Origin of the sequence: Neisseria leonii (assembly GCF_028776105.2) — a bacterium.
In the GTDB taxonomy this organism is placed as follows: Bacteria; Pseudomonadota; Gammaproteobacteria; order Burkholderiales; family Neisseriaceae; genus Neisseria; species Neisseria leonii.
In genome coordinates, this window is the sequence record NZ_CP145606.1 from 1,533,869 (window position 1) to 1,554,161 (window position 20,293).

The following is a 20,293-nucleotide window of genomic DNA, read 5'->3' on the forward strand; positions in this document are numbered from 1 at the left end:
GACCTACGCATTGGGGGAAACGCATGGTTTGTTGCTAAAACGGACGGGGTGGCAATCGCACCGTGTCGGCGGCTGTCTGTCTGTCGCAACAGGAAACCGTAGGCCGGATTCTCGAATCCGACCATGAGCAAACCGGAATAGGTGCAGCAAGCCTTAGCCAAAGGCCGTCTGAATCGCCCGACTCACGCTGCACCGCCTCGTCCATACCGCTCTATTTGGCAGGATCATCAAGCTATTGCACCAATCGGCAAACCCTACACCCCGAATCCGCCACCGGCCGCAACACACCTGCCGCCGAGAACAGATTCGGGAAAATTCAGGCTGCCGTTTCCGAATCCGCACAAAAACCCGCTCTACCAACCGATAGAAACATAGTACTCGCCCAGCATATCGCCCAAACGCTCGAATAACTCGGCCGAGGCGCGCACACGGCGGGCGTGTCCCAAATCCAATTCGCCCCGGGCCGCATCGTTGCCCAGCCACACCCGCAGCGGCAGGTCGGCCGTACCGCCCGCGTATTCCTGCAACAAAGCCAGCGCGCCCGCCGCATCGCAGCCGGGGGTAAAGCGCACCGTCAGCGAACGGGCATATTTTTCCCGCGCCTGCTGCAAGGTCATCACGCTGTTGGCCATAATGCGCAAACCGTCGCCGCCGCCGTAATCGTCGCGCATGATTTTGGCTTCGATAATCAGCACGCAATCGCTTTTGAGCAGCGCACCGTAGTGTTCCAGCGTCTCGCCGCTGATCAGCACTTCCACCTGACCGCCCTGATCTTCCAGCGTAACAAACGCCAGACGGCCGCGTTTGCCCATCATGGTGCGCACGGCGGTGGCAAATCCGGCCACGCGCACGCTGTCCCCCGTTTTCAGACGGCCTAACGGTACGGGCGCAAAGCGGCGCACTTCATCGGCAAACGGGCCGAACGGGTGGCCGGAAAAATAAAAGCCGATAACCTGTTTTTCTTCCGCCAGCTTCACCGCCTCGCGCCATGCGGGCACCGGCACCATTTCGATTTCGGCCATCGCATCAGAGGCAAAATCAAACAGCCCGCCCTGATTGGCATTGGCCGCGTTCTGCTCCGCGCTGCGCATCGCCAGATCCACATTCGCCAGCAGGGCGGCGCGGTTGTCGTCAATGCTGTCGAATGCACCGGCGCGGATTAGGGATTCGAGCGTGCGCTTGTTGATGTGCTCTTTGCCCACCCGTTCGCAGAAATCGAACAGACTGACAAACGCACCGCCTTTGGCACGGGCTTCGGCCACCGCCGCCACCGCGCCCTCGCCCACGCCTTTAACCGCACCCAGCGCATAACGGATACGGCGTTCGTTGTCGGGCGTAAACAGATAGTCGGATTCATTGATGTCCGGCGGCAGAAAGCGGATACCGTTGGCGCGCGCATCGTCGTGAAACAGTTTGAGCTGCTCGGTATCCGTCAACTCGCTCGACATGGTGGCGGCCATAAATTCGGCAGGATAGTGCGCTTTGAGCCAGGCGGTTTGATAGGAAATCAGCGCGTAGGCGGCGGCATGGGATTTGTTGAAACCGTAGCCGGCAAACTTTTCCATATAGTCGAAAATTTCATCGGCTTTTTGGCGCGGAATGTTTTTTTCCGCCGCACCTTGGGCGAAAATTTCGCGGTGCTTCACCATCTCTTCGGGTTTCTTTTTACCCATCGCGCGGCGCAGCAGATCCGCGCCGCCCAGAGAATAGCCGCCGATAATCTGCGCCGCCTGCATCACCTGTTCCTGATAAACCATAATGCCGTAGGTGGGCGACAGCACCGGTTCCAGCAGCGGGTGGATATATTGGAACGTCTGCCCCTTCATGCGCGCGACGAAATCGGGAATATTGTCCATCGGGCCGGGACGGTAGAGCGACACAAACGCAATCAGCTCTTCAAATTTGGTGGTGTGCGCCGTTTTCAGCATTTTCTTCATGCCGGTCGATTCAAACTGGAAAACGGCGGTGGTGTTGGCATCGCGGAAGATTTTATAGGCCGCCTGATCGTCGAGCGGGATAAAATTGACATCGACTTCCTCCCCCGTTGTGCGGCGGATATTCTGCTGTGCCATTTCGATAATGGTCAGGTTGCGCAGGCCGAGAAAGTCGAACTTCACCAAGCCGACATCCTCCACATCGCCCTTGTCGTACATCGACACGGGCGCGGCTTCGCCGTCGGCCTGATACACGCCGCAGAAATCGGAAATCTTGCCCGGCGCAATCAGCACGCCGCCCGCGTGCATACCGAGGCCGCGCGTCAAATCTTCCAACCGCTTGGCCAGATCAATCAGATCCTGCGCATTTTCCGCATCAATCAACTCCTGAATCTGCGGCTCGGCGGCCATCGCTTTTTCCAGACTCAACGGCTTGTTGGCTTCCAGCGGAATCAGTTTGGACAATTTGTCGCACAGGCCGAACGGCAGTTCCAGCACACGGCCGACATCGCGGATAATCGCTTTGGACGACATCGTGCCGAAAGTAACAATCTGACTGACCGCGCCCGCACCGTATTTGTCGCGCACATATTCAATTACGCGCCCACGGTTGGCCTGACAGAAATCAATATCGAAATCGGGCATGGACACGCGCTCGGGGTTCAGAAACCGCTCGAACAGCAGCGCGTATTTAAGCGGGTCCAGATCGGTAATTTTCAACGCATAGGCCACCAGCGAGCCCGCGCCCGAACCGCGCCCCGGCCCCACCGGACAGCCGTTTTCTTTCGCCCAGTTGATAAAGTCCTGTACGATCAGGAAGTAGCCGGGAAAACCCATCTGGATAATGATGTCCAGCTCGAAATCCAAACGCGACTGATATTCGGCCATCTTCGAGGCGCGCTCGTCCGCATCGGGATACAGCTGCGCCATACGCTCCTGCAAACCTTCGTTGGCCAGCTGGCGCAGGTAGTCGTCCAAGCCCATACCCTCGGGCGTGGGAAACAGCGGCAGGAAATTTTTGCCCAGAGTCAGTGTCAGATTGCAGCGTTTGGCGATTTCCACCGTGTTTTGCAGGGCTTCGGGTATATCGGCAAAACGTTCGGCCATCTCTTCGGGCGAAGCGAAATACTGGCCGGGGAAAAAATCGCGCGGCCGTTTTTTATCGGCCAATACCCAACCTTCGGCAATACACACCCGTGCTTCATGCGCCTGAAAATCGTCCGGCTCGAGAAACTGGGTCGGGTGCGTGGCGGCGACGGGCAGATCCAGTTCGGCCGCCAGAGCCAAACTGCCCGATACGGCGGTTTCCCACTGCGGCCGTCCCGGCAGCCGTTGCAGTTCCAGATAAAACGCATCGGGAAACCATGCCGCATATTTCTGCGCCGCCGCTTTGGCCGCCGCATCGTGCCCCAACATCAGATTCACGCCCACCTCGCCCAAATGCGCGCCCGACAGGCACAGCAGGCCGCTGTTGTCGCCGCCGTCCAGCCACGCTTCGCGCAGATACGGCGGCAGGCCGTCCTGCTGGCGGCTGTGCGCCTCAGTGAGCAGCTCGCTCAAGCGCAGATAGCCCGCCTGATTTTTCGCCAGCAAAAGTGCGCGGAACGGCTGCTCCGGCTTTTCGCGGTTTTCCAGCCGCACGTCCACCGCAGCCAACGGCTTGATGCCCGCCGCGCGGCAGGCTTTGTAAAATTTCACCAACCCGAACTGGTTCATCAGATCGCTGATACCCAAAGCGGGCAGGCCGTAACCTTGTGCCTTTTTAATCAACTGCTTGATGCGCACCGTACCGTCCGTAATAGAAAACTCGGAATGCAGGCGCAGGGGGACATAAACGGGATCGCTCATAATCAACGGGCAAGATGGCGGGAAACGCATCATTGTAGCAGCGAACACCCGGCCGTGCTATCGGCCTGAGGCCGTCTGAAAAACCGCATCAGCCGATTCAGACGGCCTGCCGCCGCCGGCAAAATGGCGTAAAATACCCCGCAAACCAACCCTGAGGACACCGTCATGCACGCCACCGTTTACCTGCAAGAGAGCGAATACATCGCCTTGTGCGACCTCATCAAACTGGCCGGACTCGCCGAGAGCGGCGGACAGGCCAAAGCCCTGATTGCCGACGGGCGGGTGTTGCGCAACGGCACGGTCGAAACCCGCAAAACCGCCAAAATACGCGGCGGCGAAGTGATCGAACTGGACGGCGCGGTTCTGGAAGTGGAAAACGGCGATGATCCCGAAAGCTGAACAGGCGCGGCTGGCCGCCCTTCTGGGCGAAACCCTGCTGGAAGAACCCGAAGCCCCCGCAGATTGGGAATGTTGCGGCAGCGAATGCGGCGATGCCTGTATCCAAACGATTTACAGCAACAGCAGAGCCGCCTACCTTGCCCAGCAAAACCGCCTGAAACAGCTGGCCGAAAACAAACAGGCCGTCTGAAAACGGGCGCAGCGGGTTTCTGCGCAGCTAAAACGAACGGTGTGCGTTTCTGCGAAGCTAAAACCCGCAAAGCGGGTTTGCGAAGTAAAAACGCGTTACACGGTTTCTGCGAAGATTACCGTAGGTCGGATTCTCGAATCCGACACGGCTATAACGTGCGCACTGTAAAACGATAAGCTGATTTCAATGCCCGTATTGTTGTTCTCTGATTGTCGGATTCAAGAATCCGACCTACCATATCTCAAACGGCCGGGATTCGGACACCATGATTGATCTACACTGCCATTCCCATATTTCCGACGGCGCACTCAGTCCTGCCGAAGTCGTCCGCCTGGCACACGCCAACGGCTGCACCCTGCTCGCGCTGACCGACCACGACCACACCGGCGGCCTCGCCCAAGCGCGTGCAGAAGCACAAAAATGCGGCCTGCGCCTGATTAACGGCGTGGAAATCTCCGTTACGTGGCGCAAACGCACCATCCACATCGTCGGACTGGATTTCAACGACACCGACACTGATCTGCAAAACCTGCTGTCCGCCGTACGCCAAGGCCGTCTGAAACGCCTGGCTGCCATCGCCGCCAAACTGGAAAAACTCGGCATCACGGGGGCATACGGAGGCGCGCTGGCACAGGCCGCCAACCCCGAAATGGCCTCGCGCACCCACATTGCCGAATATCTGATGAAACAGGGCTTTGTGCGCAACAAGCAGCAGGCGTTTACCAAATATCTGGGCGACGGCAAACCGGCCGCCGTGTCGCACGAATGGACGGATTTGCCTTCTGCGGTTGCCGCCATCAACGGCGCGGGCGGACTGGCCGTCATCGCCCACCCCATGCGCTACGGTTTTTCCGCCACCGCCAAACGCAACCTGTTTGAAGAATTTAAAGCCTTGGGCGGCGCGGGCATCGAGGTGCACAGCGGCAGCAGCGACAAAAACGACCGCATGAACTACGCCCTACTGGCCGATCGCTGCGGCCTGATGGCCAGCGCAGGCAGCGATTTCCACCGGCTCGGAGATTACGGAGGCGGCATATTGGGCGCCTGCCCCGAACTGCCCGCCAACTGCCGCCCCGTCTGGCAGGCCTTCCGCGAACCCCATACCGTCTGACAAGACAGATTCGCCCCCTGCTGCTTTTACACAAAATTGCATTGATTGCCGTTTTCCTCCGCAGGCGCGGCATTATACTGCGAAGCGGACGTACCGCCCTACGGGCGGATACCGATTCAACTGTCAAATATTTTCAGAGGATCCGATATGAAAAAAGTTTTATCTGCCGCACTCTTTACCGTTGCCTCTTTGGCCGCAGGCATGGCACAGGCCAACAACATCTCGGACACCGCCGTCAGCAGAACCGCCGTCAAATACACCTGCCAGCAAGGCAAAAAAATCACTGTTACCTACGGTTTCAACAAGCAGAAACTGCCCGTTTACGCCGAAGCCCATGTAAACGGCAAAACCCGCCATATGCCGATTAATCTGCACCGTTCGGACAATGTGGACACCATTTTCGGCGACGAAAACAACTTCTCGCTGAGCACCGACGGCATGACCCGCAGCAACGTACGCAAAAAAGCCGTGATGATCACCTCTCCGGCTTCGGAAATTCTCTACAAATCCTGCAAACCGCGCTAAATCGGGCATGCTCCGCCGTCAGGCCGTCTGAAATCCAAACAGACGGCCTGAAATATATTCACAATAAAGCCATACCGTTTGCCGACACAACGATGCCCGAACGGCATCCACTCCGCCGTCCGCCCGAAATCCTGTCGGATGCCGGCCGTCAACCGCCTGCCCAAGCAAAGAAAAGTCCATACTGCTATAATTGTGGTGCAATCTGCCGTACAGTTCTGCCCTAAAAACCGGCTGCCTTGCAACAGTCTGCCGTTTCTTATTTTTCTTTAATTTAAGAACACAAAATGAATTTTACGCCCTGCAAACTGCTTGCGCCGGCCGCCGCTGCCCTGCTCTGCCTGTCCGCCCCCGCGGCCGGTCCGGCAGATTTCAAAGCGGCAGAGACCGCCTATGAAAGCGGAAACTATACAGAAACATTCCGTTTGCTCTTGCCGAAAGCCGGGCAGGGAGATGCGGTTGCGCAGTACCTGATCGGTGTCAAGTATATGACAGGCGACGGTGTGCCGCAGGACTATGGTCAGGCTTTGACTTGGTTCCGCAAGGCCGCAGAACAGGGTGCTGCCATAGCACAAATCACTATCGGTGCCATGTATTTTAGTGGCGAAGGCGTGCCGCAGGACTTCGGCCAAGCCCGTTTCTGGCTGCAAAAAGCCGCACAAAATAAGAATCAGGAAGCCCGCAAATTAGCTGTGGAGGCTTTAAATCAGTTGGAACAGATGAACAGATAAGCCGCCGACCGAGACTTGGTGTTCAAGCAAGGCCGTCTGAATTACTGTAGGTCGGATTCTTGAATCCGACAGTCAATCCGGCAATTTAGAAACGGTGTCGGAAATGTCGGATTCAAGAATCCGACCTACGGACTTGGTGCTTCCCGTGCCGTTTGAACACATCAGGCCGTTTTCAGACGGCCTGATGCTGTTGCGACAGGCAGATGACAACAGGAAAGGATGCCGGAAATGGCACAATTTTTCGCAATACACCCCGACAATCCGCAAGAGCGCCTGATCAAACAGGCCGCCGACATCATCAGACAGGGCGGCGTGGCGGTTTACCCTACCGACTCCTGTTACGCGCTCGGCTGCCGCCTGGGCGACAAAGAAGCGATGGAGCGCATTTTGCGTATCCGCCAAATCGACCAGAAACACCATCTGACCTTGATGTGCGCCGATTTGCGCGAACTGGGCACCTACGCCAAAGTGGACAACAGTCAGTTCCGCCAACTGAAAGCCGCCACCCCCGGCAGCTACACCTTTATCCTGCCCGCCACCAAAGAAGTGCCCAACCGCACCCTGCACCCCAAACGCAAAACCATCGGCCTGCGCGTACCCGACAACCAAACCGCCCTTGCGCTGCTGGCCGAACTGGGCGAGCCGCTGCTCTCCTGCACCCTGATGCTGCCCGAAAACGACGAACCGTTAACCGACCCTTACGAAATCCGCGACCGCCTCGAACACAGCGTCGACTTGGTCATCGACGGCGGCTGGTGCGGCACCGAACCGACCACCGTCATTGATATGACCGACGGTGTCGAACTCATACGCGAAGGCAAGGGCGACAAAAGCCTGTTCGGCCTGTAAGATTCCACCCGTCAGGCCGTCTGAATGCCTGCAACCGCGTCATCTGAGGCCGATTTTCAGACGGCCTCCATGATGCCGGTTTCATTGATTGAAAAGCATAACAAGGGATAATCATGCAAAATTTCGATTTGGGCATTTTTCTGCTGGCCGTGCTGCCCGTCCTGCTGGCGATTACGGTACACGAAGCCGCCCACGGCTATATGGCGCGCCACTACGGCGACCGCACCGCCGAACAGCTCGGCCGCCTGACGCTCAACCCGCTGGCACACATCGATCCGATCGGCACCATCGTCGTGCCCGCAGTCATGTTTTTTACCACCGGTTTTCTGTTCGGCTGGGCCAAACCCGTTCCCGTCGTGCCGCGCCACTTCCGCGATATGCGGATGGGTATGCGTATGGTGGCCGTAGCCGGACCGCTGGCGAATCTGGCCATGATGTTCGGCTGGGCAGTGCTGATGGGACTCTCACCGCTGGTACCCGAAAGTTTCCAATTCCCGCTGGGCAAGATGGCGCAATACGGTATTTCCATCAACGCCGTACTGTTCGTACTCAATATGCTGCCGGTTCTGCCGCTGGACGGCGGCCGTTTTGTGGACAGCTTCCTGCCCGCCCGCGCTTCGATGAATTTCCGCAAAATCGAGCCCTACGGCATGTGGATCATCGTTATCCTGCTGATAACCGGCCTGCTGGGCAAAATCATGCAGCCTTTCCTGATGCTGATTTTCGGCGCAGTCAATCAGTTTATGCGCCTGTTCGGCGGCTGATGGGCGAAAGGCCGTCTGAAACGGATTCGTGCTATCCGCATCCGGCACTGACGTGAACTACCCCATACGGATTGCCACCCCGTTTTGCAAACAGGCCGCGTCCCGCCAAAGCACAGGCCGATTCTCGAATCCCGGCTGCGGCAGCTGCCAAGCGATAACAATATTTCACAAAAAGAAACCATAACCCAAAATATGACATCAATATTTCCAAATAGGAAATATTCAATCAATAAAATCCCCATTTATCCTGCCGTGTAATATCCCTACAATGCAATGCAACAGGAGCAGCAACATCTGTTCCTTGATGGCAAAAACAATCTGTAAGGATATTTATCATGAAAAAAACCGTATTGACCCTGATCGCCCTGTCTGCCGCTTCGGCCGCTTTTGCTTCCGACATTCCCGCACGCCTGCAACAGGTTGCCGGTTTGCAGGAAATCCATGAAACCAAACTGACCGACCGTAACCCGAAACAGGACGACAGCCTGAAAGTCCGCTACACCGGCAGCCAAGACCAATCCCAGGCAGATTCGTCCTACCAACGCATCGGCCGTTACGAAGCACGCCTGTAAGTCGAAAGTGAGCAGCCCCGCCGGATAATCAGCCGGCGGGGCTCGTTTTTGAAATTTGTCGGAACCGGACAGCCGGATCAAGCATCCGGCCTGCGGTTACTGCATTTTGTCTGTTTTCTGTATTTTTACAGTGCCTTTTTCTATCTGAAATCGGGGGCTTGCGGGCATTGTACTGTAATACAGCGGCATTCCCTTGCCATCAAAACCTTGAAGCTCATACACAGCACCATTTTCTTCTTTTCTGTAAGGGATTCCCCTTTCCTTTGCCGTTTTCATCAACTCTTCCCCGGAAAGCTTTTTCTTTTTCAAATATTCTTTCAGGTATTCAGCTTGGTCTTTGATGCCGGTTTCAGCTGTATCTTGTGTGATTCTGCCGGTTTCCTTGATATCGGTCTGTGTCCCGTTTTTTCCACTTTGGCAAGACAGCAGCAGAAGCCCTGCCATGCAACTGAATGCTGTGAATATGCTTTTCTTCATGTTAGTCCATTTTCCGATGAAGAACTCAAATCCTCATTATGAGCGGTACAAAGAAACACTTGCCCGTTTCAGACGGCCTGCCGTCTGCGGATAAACGCAATGTGTTACGGCAGGCTAACGGCTGCGCGACATTTCCACACCGGCGCTGATTTGGCCGTAAATCTGACTGTTGCCGCCGCCCGTGGCACAGGCAGCCAGCAGGGCGGACGTTAAAAAGGCGGTGATGGCGGTTTTCATGCTCCGTATCCTGTCGGACAAAGAATCATCATACCGCACTTTCCGCCGTCCCACACCACGCCGGCGCACTCTGTTTGAGTACGGTGGAAAATTCGCTGCCTACGCCCACTTCGCTGTCAATCTGCAAGACCGCGCCGTGTTCGGCCAGAGCGTGTTTGGTAATCGCCAAGCCCAGGCCGGTACCGCCGCTCTGGCGGCTTCTGCCTTTGTCCACGCGGTAAAACCGCTCGGCCAAATGCGGCAGGTGTTCGGCGGCAATGCCCGGCCCGTTGTCCCGCACCGCAAAACGCACATCGGGCAGCATGAAGGGATTGCCCGGAAGCAGCGGTTCCAGCGACACCTCGATTTCTCCGCCTGCGGGCGTATAGCGCACGGCATTGAAAACAATATTGCTCAAAGCGTTGTACAGATCGGTATAAACGCCGTTTACCCACAAATCGGGCGTGATACGGCTGCGGATACGGTGGCGGCCGTCTGAAAGGCGCGATCCTTCTTCCACCAGCGAGGCGGCCAGTGCCGACAAATCCAGCGGCACAGGCTCGCCCGGCACGCCCGATTCCAGACGTGAAAGCGTGAGCAGGTCGGAGAGCAGCGTCTGCATTCTGCTGCCTTCCTTACGCATGATGGCGACAAACTGCTGTATCTGCTCCGGCGGCATCTGCGGCATATCGGCGATGGTTTCGAGAAAGCCGTTAATGACGGTAAGCGGGGTACGCAGCTCGTGCGAGACATTGGCGACAAACGCCGTGCGCGTGGCATTGAGTTTTTCCGCTTCGCTGACATCGCGCACAATCAGCAGGCGGCTGCCCCGCTCAAACGGCACCAGCAGGCAGTGCAAATGCCGTTCGCCCACCGGCCGGCGCGGCAGGGTCAGTTTCAGTTCGGCCGCCTCCTGCACCGGTGCGGCCAGAAAACTCTGAAATTCGGGCAGGCGCACGACGTTGTGCAGAATACCGCCCCAATCGCGGAAATCCAGATTCAGATACTGCACGGCCAGGCTGTTCATCCAGCTGATACGGCCTTCCGCATCGAGAATCATCACAGCGTTGGGCATGGCCTCGGCCGCGCGGTTGAAACGCTGCAAGGCCTGCGCGAGCTTCTGCTTGCGCTTTTTGCGGCTTTTGTTCTGTGCCAGCAGACGGTCGAACACACTGCCCCACAGGCCGTCTGCGGCGGGGATTTTGCTGCTTTTCGGATAGGCCAGCCAAGCCGACAGGCGCGCAGTATAATAAAGCTGCACCGCCAACTGCACCGCCAGCACCGCCGCCACGGCGGCAAACAGCCCTGCCCAGCCGTATACCGCGTAGCCGGCCAGCGCGGCCGGCAACAGTGCAAACAGCCCTTTGGACAACGCCCACCAAAACTTCTGCATATTCAGACGGCCTTTTTCGATGAAAAGCGGTAACCCGAGCCGCGCACGGTCTGGATAAAGCCGTCATACCCGCTGGGTTCGAGCGCGCGGCGCAGGCGGCGGATATGCACGTCCACCGTGCGTTCCTCGACAAACACATGGTCGCCCCACACCAAGTCGAGCAGTTGGCGGCGGCTGTAAACCCGCTCGGTGTGCGTCATAAAAAAATGCAGCAGTCTGAACTCGGTCGGGCCGAAATTGACCGGTATACTGCCGCCGAAAACACGCTGCTCAGACGGATCCAGCTTCAAACCCTCGATTTCGATGCACTCGCTGGTTTTCTGCGGCGCACGGCGGCGCAGCAGGGCATTGATGCGTGCCACCAGCTCGCGCGGCGAAAACGGCTTGGTCAGATAATCGTCGGCACCCTGATTCAGCCCCTGCTCCTTATCCGCATCTTCGCTGCGTGCCGTCAGCAAAATAATCGGCAGGTCGCGGCTGCGCTCTTCCTGCCGCAGCTGGCGCACAAACTGCACGCCCGAAGCTCCCGGCAGCATCCAGTCGACCAGCACCACATCGGGCAGCGCCGCCGCCAGAAGCGGCTTGGCCGCCTCCACACTCTCTACCGTCTCTACCACAAAACCCGCCTGTTCCAAAGAAAAGCGGATCAGCGCCTGAATCGATTCTTCGTCTTCGACCACCAATATGCGCACATCAGCCATGTTTTTCGTTCCCGTTTTAGGTTAATTCCAGTCTGTTTATCCGGCAAAAGTACCCGCAGACGGCATACCGCCCGACGACTTTTACCGATTCAGACAAGCATACGCTGCCGAGATGTCTAAAATATGACAAAGAAACCGCCTCAGATGACAGATCCACCGCCCGTCAGATAACGCACAATTTCCGCCGTGCTGCCGCTTGTGGCCAACGCCGCACTCTGCCCCGCCCAAAATGACGAAAATGCACTGCTGCCCGCCCGTTCGGCGGCGGCTTTGAGCATACCGGCCGCCGCACCTGCTGCCGGGAACGGTAGCGCATACGGGCTGACCGGTCCGGCTTCATCCATAAAGCGGTTGCGGATACCGCGCGCCAAACCGCCGCTGAACAGATTGGTCAGCACCGTATCGTGTGCCTGCGCGCTTTGCAGCGCGGCACGGTGGGCGGCAGACGTTTTCGCTTCGTCGGCCAGCAGGAAAGCCGTCCCGGCCTGAACCGCCGCCGCACCGAGCGCTTTGGCCGCCGACACCGCTTCGGGTGTGGCGATGCCGCCTGCGGCAATAACCGGGCACGATACCGCGCGCACGATATTGGGCAGCAGCGAAAACAGCCCCATTTGGCGCGTTACGTCGGGGCTGAGAAACATACCCCGGTGCCCGCCCGCTTCCAAGCCCTGCGCAATCACGGCATCGGCACCGTTCTTCTCCAACCACACCGCCTCTTCCACCGTGGTCGCGCTCGACCAGATTTCGACACCGCAGGCTTTGAGTGCCGCCAGCAGGTGCGGTTCGGGCAGGCCGAAGTGGAAACTGACGACCGGCACGCGGAAGCGGCGCACGACGTCCAGCGCGGCACCGTCAAACGGGCGGCGGCCGCCGTCTGCCGGAATATCCGCCATGCACAAGCCGAAAGCCTCGAAATACGGCTGCAACTGTTGATGCCACGCATCGCGTTGTGCCGCACTGATCTGCGGCGTACGGTGGGCGAAAAAATTGACATTGTATTTGGCCGTTCCGACCGCTGCCTGAATCCGTGCCAATTCCGCCGCCAGCGTTTCCGCGTCCAGCATGGCGGCCGGCAGCGAACCCACCGCCCCGGCACGGCAGGCGGCAACCGCCAATGCGGAATCCTGTACACCGGCCATCGGTGCCTGAATCAAACCGTATCGTCCGAACATATCTGTCTCCGTGTCGCATTCATGTTTCAAGGCCGTCTGAAACCCGTTTGCGGCGGTTTTCAGACGGCCTCTTTTACCAGTGTGCCATATTGTCGCGGTGTATCACTTCGTCTTCCAATGCGTAGCCCAGTTTCCCGGCAATGCCCTCGGAAGGTGTCCTCAGGATCCGCACCAGCTCGCCGCTGCCGTAATTCACCAGGCCGCGCGCGATTTCGTTTCCGTCCGCCCCCACCACGGCCACCAACTCGCCGCGCCGGAAATGCCCTTCACAGGCGGTGCAGCCCACCGGCAGCAGACTGCGCCGCCCTTCGGTGAGGGCTTTTTCCGCCCCTGCGTCCACCACCACGCGCCCGGCCGTCTGAACATGGCCGAGCAGCCACTGTTTGCGTGCGGCTACGCGGCTGTGGCTGCTGGTAAACAGCGTGCCGACGGATTCGCCGCGAAACAGGCGCAGCAAAACATTTTCCTCGCTGCCCGACGCCACCACGGTTACCGCCCCGCCCAGAGCCGCCCGCTTGGCCGCGCGCACTTTGGTGTACATGCCGCCCGTACCCACGCCGCTGCCCGCACCGCCCGCCATACGCTCCAAATCGGGGTGGTCGGCTTCGATACGGCTGATGAATGCTGCCTGCGGATTTTTGCGTGGGTCGCTGTCGTAGAGGCCGTCTTGATCCGTCAGAATCAGCAGCGCATCGGCGTCCACCAGATTGGCCGCCAGCGCGCCCAAAGTGTCGTTGTCGCCGAGCTTGATTTCGTCGGTGGTCACCGTGTCGTTTTCGTTGATGACCGGCACGATGCCTTTGGCCAGTAAGGTATTCAGCGTACTGCGCGCATTAAGATAGCGGGTGCGGTTGCTCAAATCGTCGTGGGTAAGCAGGATTTGCGCCGTATGCACGCCGTAGGGGCGGAACGCGTTTTCATACGCCTGTGCAATGCCCATCTGGCCGACGGCGGCGGCGGCCTGCAATTCGTTCAGCGCGGTGGGGCGCGCCGTCCAACCCAAACGCTTGATGCCCTCGGCAATCGCGCCGCTGGACACCCACACCACCTGTACGCCCTGCGCTTTCAGTTCGACAATCTGCGCCGCCCAACGCTCAATCGCCTTTTGGTCGATGCCCCTGCCCCCGGCCGTTACCAGACTGGAACCCACCTTGACGACAATCCGCTTGGCCAGCTGCAATTCGTTTCCCGTTTTCATTCCGTATCCTTTTGCCTGAACACACTGTCCCGCCCGTTTCAGACGGCCTTTACTGTTTGTGTTTGACCTGCCAGAAATAACGCCATACGAATCCGGGGAAAGCCGCCACCAGATACAGGCAGACGGTAATCACAAAAAATTCCCAGATTTTCGGATACACGCTGCCCGCGCGGCTTTCCAGCAGATACGCCAGCGCGGCCATCAGCGCATACCCCGCCGCCAGTTCGGTCAGATGGTGGACAAAGCGTTTTTCTGCCAGAGGCACTACGCCGAACCAGCGCGGCACGACAAACGGCAGATTGGCGAAAATCAATGCCAGAACAATCAGAATATACATCGGTGCGGTCATGATTTGCTTTCCTGTTTGCAACAGCCGCCCATGCAAAGCGGCAGAAGGCTCAATATTAACCAAAGCGGCAGCCGTTTGGGCTGCCGTCCGTTAAAAAATGATGGTTCAGAACGCATTTTGCAGCGCGCGTACGCACCAGTCCATCACGCTCTGCGGCAATATACCCCACACCAGCAGCAAAAGCGCATTCGCCGACAACAGCACTTTGGCGGCAGAATCGCCCGCCACCGCGCCACGGTTGCCCGCCTCGTCAAAATACATGGCTTTGACCACACGCAGGTAGTAGAACGCGCCGATCAGGCTCATCAGCACGGCAAAAACCGGCAGCCAGATATGGCCTTGCGCCAGCAGGGTTTTGAGTACCGCGAATTTGGCGTAAAAACCCATCAGCGGCGGAATGCCCGCCATCGAAAACATGACCAGCAGCATCAGGAAGGCATACCATGCGTTGCGCTGGTTCAGCCCGTTCAAATCGCTGATGTTTTCGCATTCGCCGGTTTCGTCCGACAACAGCATCAGAATGCCGAAACCGGCCAGACCGGTCGCCAAATAGGCAACGGCATAATACATGGCGGCGGAAAAACCCCATATGCCGCCCATAAATGCCAGCAGCACAAAGCCCATATGCGAAATGGTCGAATACGCGAGCATACGCTTGATATTGGTCTGCATCACGGCCGCCAGATTACCCGCCAGCAGCGATACCACCGCCAACACCGCCAGCATGGGCGACCATTCGCCCGCATAAGCCTCCAAAGCGCCGATTAAGATGCGGAACGAAAACACCACCGCCGCCACTTTGGGCACCGTACCCACCAGCGCGGCCACTGATGTGGGTGCGCCCTGATACACATCGGGTACCCACATATGGAACGGCACCGCACCGAGTTTGAACGCCAACGCCGCCACCACAAACACCGTACCGAGCAACAGCAGCAGACCGTTGGCCTGTCCGGCATGGACGGCGGCCGTGATCCGGGCGAAATCCAGCGAACCGGCGGCGCCGTAAATCAGCGAAATGCCGTACAGCAACAGGCCGGAAGCCAGCGCACCCAGCACAAAATACTTCAATGCCGCCTCGGCCGCATCGGCCGCATCGCGGCGCAGGGCAATCATGGCGTACAGCGCGAGCGAAAGCAGTTCCAAGCCGATATAGGCCGTCAGAAAATGGCCGGCCGAAGCCATCACGCTCATACCCAGCAGGGCAAACAGCGACAGCGTATAAAACTCGCCCTGAAACATCGCGCGCGCCTGATTATACGGCTTGGCGTAAACCAGCAGGGCAAACAGGGCGACGTACATACTCATCTTGGCAAACTGCGCCATGCCGTCTGAAAGATACATACCGCCGAAAGCTGCGCTGCTGCCGCTCTGCCACACCGCCCATTGGGCGGCGGCAGTCAAAACCAGCGCGCCCAGGCTCAGATAGTGGGTAATGTGGCGTTGCGCATCCTTCAGCCACAAATCCGCCAGCAATATCGTACACAAAGCCGAAAGCAAAACGATTTCGGGCAATGCGCTGATTAAATTCAAACCGGTTACGTTCATCTACCCACCTCAAATCTTGCTTTGCGCCACTTGGGCAATCAACTGATCGGCCGCCTGATGCACCACTGCGATAAACGGCTGCGGCCACAAACCCATGCCCAACACCGCCGCCGCCAATACCGCCAGAACGGCAAACTCGCGGCAGTTGATATCTTTGAGCGTTTTCACTTCGGGATTGGTGATTTCACCGAAAATGGTACGCTTATACATCCACAACGTATAAGCTGCGCCGAAAATCAGCGTCAGCGCCGCCAGCGCGCCCACCAGCAGGTTGTAGCGCACCGCGCCCATAATCACCATAAATTCGCCGACAAAGCCCGATGTCGCGGGCAGACCCGCATTGGCCATGGCAAACAGCATCATAAAGGCGGCAAATTTCGGCATCACATTCACCACACCGCCGTAATCGGCGATATTGCGCGTGTGCAGGCGGTCGTACATCACGCCGATACACATAAACATCGCCGCCGACACGAAACCGTGCGAAATCATCTGCACAACCGCACCTTTCAGTGCCCACGGTTCCAGAGTGTTGCCGATAAACAGAAACAGACCCAGCGTCACAAAACCCATATGGCTGATGGAAGAATAGGCCACCAGTTTTTTCATATCGGTCTGCACCAAAGCCACCAAACCGATATACACCACCGCAATCAGGCTCAACACAATGACCGCCGGCGCAAAATAGCGCGAAGCATCGGGCAGAATCGGCAGAATAAAGCGCAGAAAACCGTATGCCCCGACTTTCAGCGTAATCGCCGCCAACACCATCGAACCGCCGGTCGGTGCCTCCACGTGGGCATCAGGCAGCCAGGTGTGTACCGGGAACATCGGCACTTTGACGGCAAATGACAGGAAAAATGCGATAAACAGCAACTGCTGCACACCCAAGGGAATCTGTTTCAGATTCTGGAAATCCGCAATGGCAAAACTGCCGCCCGTCTGATAAGACAGATAAACCAGTGCCACCAGCATCAAAAGCGAACCCAGCAGCGTGTACAGAAACAGCTTCACCGAAGCATACACGCGGCGCGGGCCGCCCCACATACCGATAATCAGATACAGCGGAATCAGCATTCCCTCGAAGAACACATAAAACAGCATCGCGTCCTGCGCGGCAAACGCCCCGTTAATCAGACCGCTCATCATCAGAAACGCCGCCATATACTGCGCCGTTTTCTTCTGAATCACTTCCCAACCGGCCAACACCACCATCAGCGTGATAAATGCATTCAGAATGACAAACAACACCGAAATGCCGTCCACACCCAAAGCATAGTTGATGTTCAGCGCGGGAATCCAGCGGTAAAACTCGGTGAACTGATAACCGCCGCTCAAACGGTCGAAACCGGCAAACAGCGGCAGCGTAACCAAAAATCCGGCCAACGCGCCGCAGAAAGCCAATATCCGCGCCAGCGGCGCACGGCTGTCGCTGCCCGTGGCCAGCACCAAGACACCGGCCACGATCGGCAGCCAAATTGCCCAGCTTAATAAGTTATTGAAAAACATATTTAAAGCCTGTTTCTATTCTTATTCAAAATCTATCGTATTGCTTTTCAGACGGCCTGAAAGGCACTATCCCATCATATCGGCACTTTGGACAACCGTCGCAAACTCGCCGTTCAGGCTGGCCAGTGCGGTTTGATGAATCAGTTCCGCATCAAATTTCTCGCCATGTATACCGACTTTGTCGAAAGTGGCCGTTGCATCTGCCAACACATAAACCCGATAACCCAGATTGCCTGCCATGCGTGTGGTTGTCGAAACACAGTGGTCGGTCGTCAAACCCGCAATCCATAATGTCTCTATCTGCTTTTCCTGCAAATAATCATGCAGCCGCGTACCGATAAACGCACTATTGACATTTTTGGTAAATACGGTTTCATGGTCTCTCGGCTCAAACCCCGGCTTGAACGCAAAACCCTGATGATTCGGGTTCAGACGGGACTGCGCCAGCGTCGAGGCGTGCCGTATATGAATCACGGGCAGATTGGCTTGGCGGAATTTTTCCAGAACTTTGAGTGCGGCCTGCTCGGCCTGCGGATTATTGCGCGCACCGCCCCAGTAGGCCACATCGTCGAACCCCTGCTGCATATCGATGAGCAGCAGTGCCGTATTGTGATCCATCTCCATAAACCCACTCCCTACTTTCCGATCGATTTCAGCTTACATGTAGGTCGGATACTGCGTATCCGACAACGCCCCAACCGGAACACTCCGTTTTTGATTTCAAGCCAAGCGGTTTTCAGACGGCCTCAACCTCCATCAAGGCCGTCTGAAACTCTGCTACGCAAACAGACGCCAGAACACCAATCCCAACAGCACCAACACGCCGAACACCATCATGGCGGCGTAGGTGTAGATAAAGCCGGTCTGCATTTTGCGCACCCGAGCCGCCAGCGCGCCGACGGCTTTGGCCGAGCCGTTTACTGCGCCGTTGTCGATGATCAGGGTATCGACGGCTTTCCAGAAGAAGTTGCCCAGCGCGCGGCTGCCTTTGGCGAAAACGTTGAAATAGAGCGCGTCCAGGTAGTATTTGTTTTCCAGCAGGGTGTAAACGGGTTTGACGGCCGTCTGAATTTTGGCGGGCAGGTGCGGGGCTTTGGCATACAGCAGCCATGCGGCGGCCACGCCCGCCAGCATCAGGTAGAACACGGGCGTTTGCAGGCTGTGCAGTGCCATGCCGGTTGCGCCGAGAAATTCTTCGGCCATGATGCGCATGGTCGGGTGGGCTTCGCTATCGACATAAATCACGCCTTTGAAGAAGTCGCCGTAGAGCATGGGCTTGATGGCGATATAGCCGATAATGACGGACGGAACGGCCAAAAGCAGCAGCGGCACGGTTACCACCCAAGGGCTTTCGTGCGGGTTGTCGTGTTTGCCCAAGCCGTGATGGTGGCCGTCGTCATGGCCGTCTGAATGATGCTCGATTTCGCGCCATTTTTCTTTGCCGTGGAACACCATGAAATATTGGCGGAAAGCGTAAAAAGCGGTAACGAACACGCTCGCCAGCACGGCGTAATAGGCAAACGTGCTGCCGGGAATGGTGCTGTTTCTGGCCGCTTCGATAATCGAATCTTTGGAATAGAAGCCGGAGAAAAACGGCGTGCCGATGAGGGCGAGATTGCCCAGCAGCATGGTGATCCACGTAATCGGCATGTATTTTTTCAGGTTGCCCATATGGCGCATATCCTGATCGTGGTGCATACCGATAATCGCGCTGCCCGCCGCCAGAAACAGCAGGGCTTTGAAGAAGGCATGGGTCATCACATGGAACATGGCCGCCGAATAGGCCGATGCGCCGAGTGCCACCGTCATATAGCCCAGTTGCGACAGGGTGGAATAGGCCACAACGTGCTTGATGTCGTTTTGGATAATCCCGAGAAAGCCCATAAACAGGGCGGTAATCGCACCGATCACCATAATCACGGACAGGGCAGTGGTACTCATCTCGTACATCGGCGACATGCGCGACACCATAAACAGACCGGCGGTTACCATCGTCGCCGCGTGAATCAGCGCGGAAATCGGCGTCGGGCCTTCCATCGAATCGGGCAGCCAGACGTGCAGCGGGAACTGGGCAGATTTACCCATCGCGCCGACAAACAGCAGCAGGCAGGTAACCGTTACCAGACTCCATTCCACTCCGGGAAAGAAAGAAATCGTCGCCGTCTGAATCTGCGGCAGATAGGCGAACACATCGGCATAACGCAGGCTGCCGCCGAAATAGGCCAGCACCAGTCCGATACCGAGAATAAAGCCGAAATCGCCGACACGGTTCACCAAAAACGCTTTCAGGTTGGCAAAAATCGCGCTTTCGCGTTTGAAATAAAACCCGATCAGCAGATAAGACACCAAGCCCACCGCTTCCCAGCCGAAGAACAGCTGGATAAAGTTATTGCTCATAATCAGCATCAACATACTGAATGTAAACAGCGAGATATAGCTGAAAAAGCGTTGGTAGCCGACCGCTTCGTCCTTCATATAGCCGATGGTGTAGATATGCACCATCAGCGACACAAACGTGACCACTACCATCATCATCGCGGTTAAGGTATCGACCAGAAAGCCCACCGAAAAATCCACGCCGCCCATCGTCAGCCAGGTGTACACATTCTCGTCGAACTTCGCGCGCGAACCGTCGATAAAGCCCCACAGCACATACATCGACAACACGGCCGAAGCGGCCACGCCGAGTATGGTGGCCGTATGCGCACCCGCACGGCCGATCCGGCTGCCGAACAGGCCGGCCAGCAGACAGCCTGCCAAAGGCAGCAGCGCGATGGTGAGATATAAAGTCATATCAGTCATTTTTTAAC

General features: G+C 57.4%; 20 protein-coding genes. 8 read left to right on the forward strand and 12 right to left on the reverse strand.

Annotated features, from left to right (window positions below):
- Positions 1-353: 353 nt before the first annotated feature.
- Positions 354-3,782 (reverse strand): DNA polymerase III subunit alpha, encoded by a 3,429-nt coding sequence (dnaE, locus tag ORY85_RS07285; protein WP_274571953.1) that lies wholly within the window; start codon positions 3,780-3,782, stop codon positions 354-356.
- 165 nt (positions 3,783-3,947) lie between these two features.
- Between dnaE and ORY85_RS07290 the strand changes: the two genes are divergently transcribed.
- The 8 genes from ORY85_RS07290 to ORY85_RS07325 all read left to right on the forward strand — a co-directional run bounded on the left by ORY85_RS07290 (position 3,948) and on the right by ORY85_RS07325 (position 8,920).
- Complete coding sequence (locus ORY85_RS07290; RefSeq protein WP_274571954.1) at positions 3,948-4,181, forward strand: RNA-binding S4 domain-containing protein; 234 nt, start codon at positions 3,948-3,950, stop codon at positions 4,179-4,181.
- A complete protein-coding gene (locus tag ORY85_RS07295) occupies positions 4,165-4,371 on the forward strand; it encodes an oxidoreductase-like domain-containing protein (protein WP_274571955.1) in 207 nt (68 codons plus the stop codon). The genes ORY85_RS07290 and ORY85_RS07295 overlap by 17 nt, the downstream gene beginning before the upstream one ends.
- Positions 4,372-4,636: 265 nt before the next feature.
- The gene (locus ORY85_RS07300; protein ID WP_274571956.1) at positions 4,637-5,482 is read left to right on the forward strand and encodes a PHP domain-containing protein; all 846 of its coding nucleotides are present in this window, start codon (positions 4,637-4,639) and stop codon (positions 5,480-5,482) included.
- A gap of 147 nt (positions 5,483-5,629) precedes the next feature.
- A complete protein-coding gene (locus ORY85_RS07305) occupies positions 5,630-6,007 on the forward strand; it encodes an adhesin (protein WP_274571957.1) in 378 nt (125 codons plus the stop codon).
- Positions 6,008-6,291: 284 nt separating this feature from the next.
- Complete coding sequence (locus ORY85_RS07310) at positions 6,292-6,735, forward strand: tetratricopeptide repeat protein (RefSeq protein ID WP_274571958.1); 444 nt, start codon at positions 6,292-6,294, stop codon at positions 6,733-6,735.
- 228 nt (positions 6,736-6,963) lie between these two features.
- Entirely contained in the window at positions 6,964-7,584 is a 621-nt protein-coding gene (locus tag ORY85_RS07315) for an L-threonylcarbamoyladenylate synthase (RefSeq protein WP_274571959.1), read from the forward strand.
- A 110-nt stretch (positions 7,585-7,694) separates the two neighbouring features.
- On the forward strand, positions 7,695-8,348 hold the full coding sequence (locus ORY85_RS07320; protein WP_274572003.1) for a site-2 protease family protein: 654 nt from the start codon (positions 7,695-7,697) through the stop codon (positions 8,346-8,348).
- A 335-nt stretch (positions 8,349-8,683) separates the two neighbouring features.
- Complete coding sequence (locus ORY85_RS07325) at positions 8,684-8,920, forward strand: hypothetical protein (protein WP_274571960.1); 237 nt, start codon at positions 8,684-8,686, stop codon at positions 8,918-8,920.
- A gap of 96 nt (positions 8,921-9,016) precedes the next feature.
- Here ORY85_RS07325 and ORY85_RS07330 read toward each other — a convergent pair whose 3' ends face one another.
- The 11 genes from ORY85_RS07330 to nuoL all read right to left on the reverse strand — a co-directional run bounded on the left by ORY85_RS07330 (position 9,017) and on the right by nuoL (position 20,285).
- Entirely contained in the window at positions 9,017-9,397 is a 381-nt protein-coding gene (locus ORY85_RS07330) for a hypothetical protein (RefSeq protein WP_274571961.1), read from the reverse strand.
- A gap of 114 nt (positions 9,398-9,511) precedes the next feature.
- The gene (locus tag ORY85_RS07335; RefSeq protein WP_274571962.1) at positions 9,512-9,634 is read right to left on the reverse strand and encodes a hypothetical protein; all 123 of its coding nucleotides are present in this window, start codon (positions 9,632-9,634) and stop codon (positions 9,512-9,514) included.
- Between the two features lie 28 nt (positions 9,635-9,662).
- Complete coding sequence (gene phoR, locus ORY85_RS07340; RefSeq protein ID WP_274571963.1) at positions 9,663-11,006, reverse strand: phosphate regulon sensor histidine kinase PhoR; 1,344 nt, start codon at positions 11,004-11,006, stop codon at positions 9,663-9,665.
- Positions 11,007-11,008: 2 nt separating this feature from the next.
- Complete coding sequence (gene phoB, locus ORY85_RS07345; protein WP_274571964.1) at positions 11,009-11,707, reverse strand: phosphate regulon transcriptional regulator PhoB; 699 nt, start codon at positions 11,705-11,707, stop codon at positions 11,009-11,011.
- Between the two features lie 140 nt (positions 11,708-11,847).
- The gene (locus ORY85_RS07350) at positions 11,848-12,879 is read right to left on the reverse strand and encodes a nitronate monooxygenase family protein (protein ID WP_274571965.1); all 1,032 of its coding nucleotides are present in this window, start codon (positions 12,877-12,879) and stop codon (positions 11,848-11,850) included.
- A gap of 73 nt (positions 12,880-12,952) precedes the next feature.
- Positions 12,953-14,077 carry a glutamate 5-kinase gene (proB, locus tag ORY85_RS07355; protein WP_274571966.1) on the reverse strand — a complete coding sequence of 375 codons (1,125 nt, stop codon included), beginning with the start codon at positions 14,075-14,077 and terminating at the stop codon, positions 12,953-12,955.
- A 49-nt stretch (positions 14,078-14,126) separates the two neighbouring features.
- On the reverse strand, positions 14,127-14,426 hold the full coding sequence (locus ORY85_RS07360; RefSeq protein ID WP_274571967.1) for a DUF2818 family protein: 300 nt from the start codon (positions 14,424-14,426) through the stop codon (positions 14,127-14,129).
- 105 nt (positions 14,427-14,531) lie between these two features.
- Positions 14,532-15,974 (reverse strand): NADH-quinone oxidoreductase subunit NuoN, encoded by a 1,443-nt coding sequence (nuoN, locus tag ORY85_RS07365; protein ID WP_274571968.1) that lies wholly within the window; start codon positions 15,972-15,974, stop codon positions 14,532-14,534.
- Between the two features lie 9 nt (positions 15,975-15,983).
- A complete protein-coding gene (locus ORY85_RS07370) occupies positions 15,984-17,483 on the reverse strand; it encodes an NADH-quinone oxidoreductase subunit M (RefSeq protein WP_274571969.1) in 1,500 nt (499 codons plus the stop codon).
- A gap of 66 nt (positions 17,484-17,549) precedes the next feature.
- Positions 17,550-18,107, reverse strand: coding sequence for a cysteine hydrolase family protein (locus ORY85_RS07375; protein WP_274571970.1), 558 nt, complete (start codon positions 18,105-18,107; stop codon positions 17,550-17,552).
- Between the two features lie 153 nt (positions 18,108-18,260).
- A complete protein-coding gene (nuoL, locus tag ORY85_RS07380) occupies positions 18,261-20,285 on the reverse strand; it encodes an NADH-quinone oxidoreductase subunit L (protein WP_274571971.1) in 2,025 nt (674 codons plus the stop codon).
- Positions 20,286-20,293: the final 8 nt, after the last annotated feature.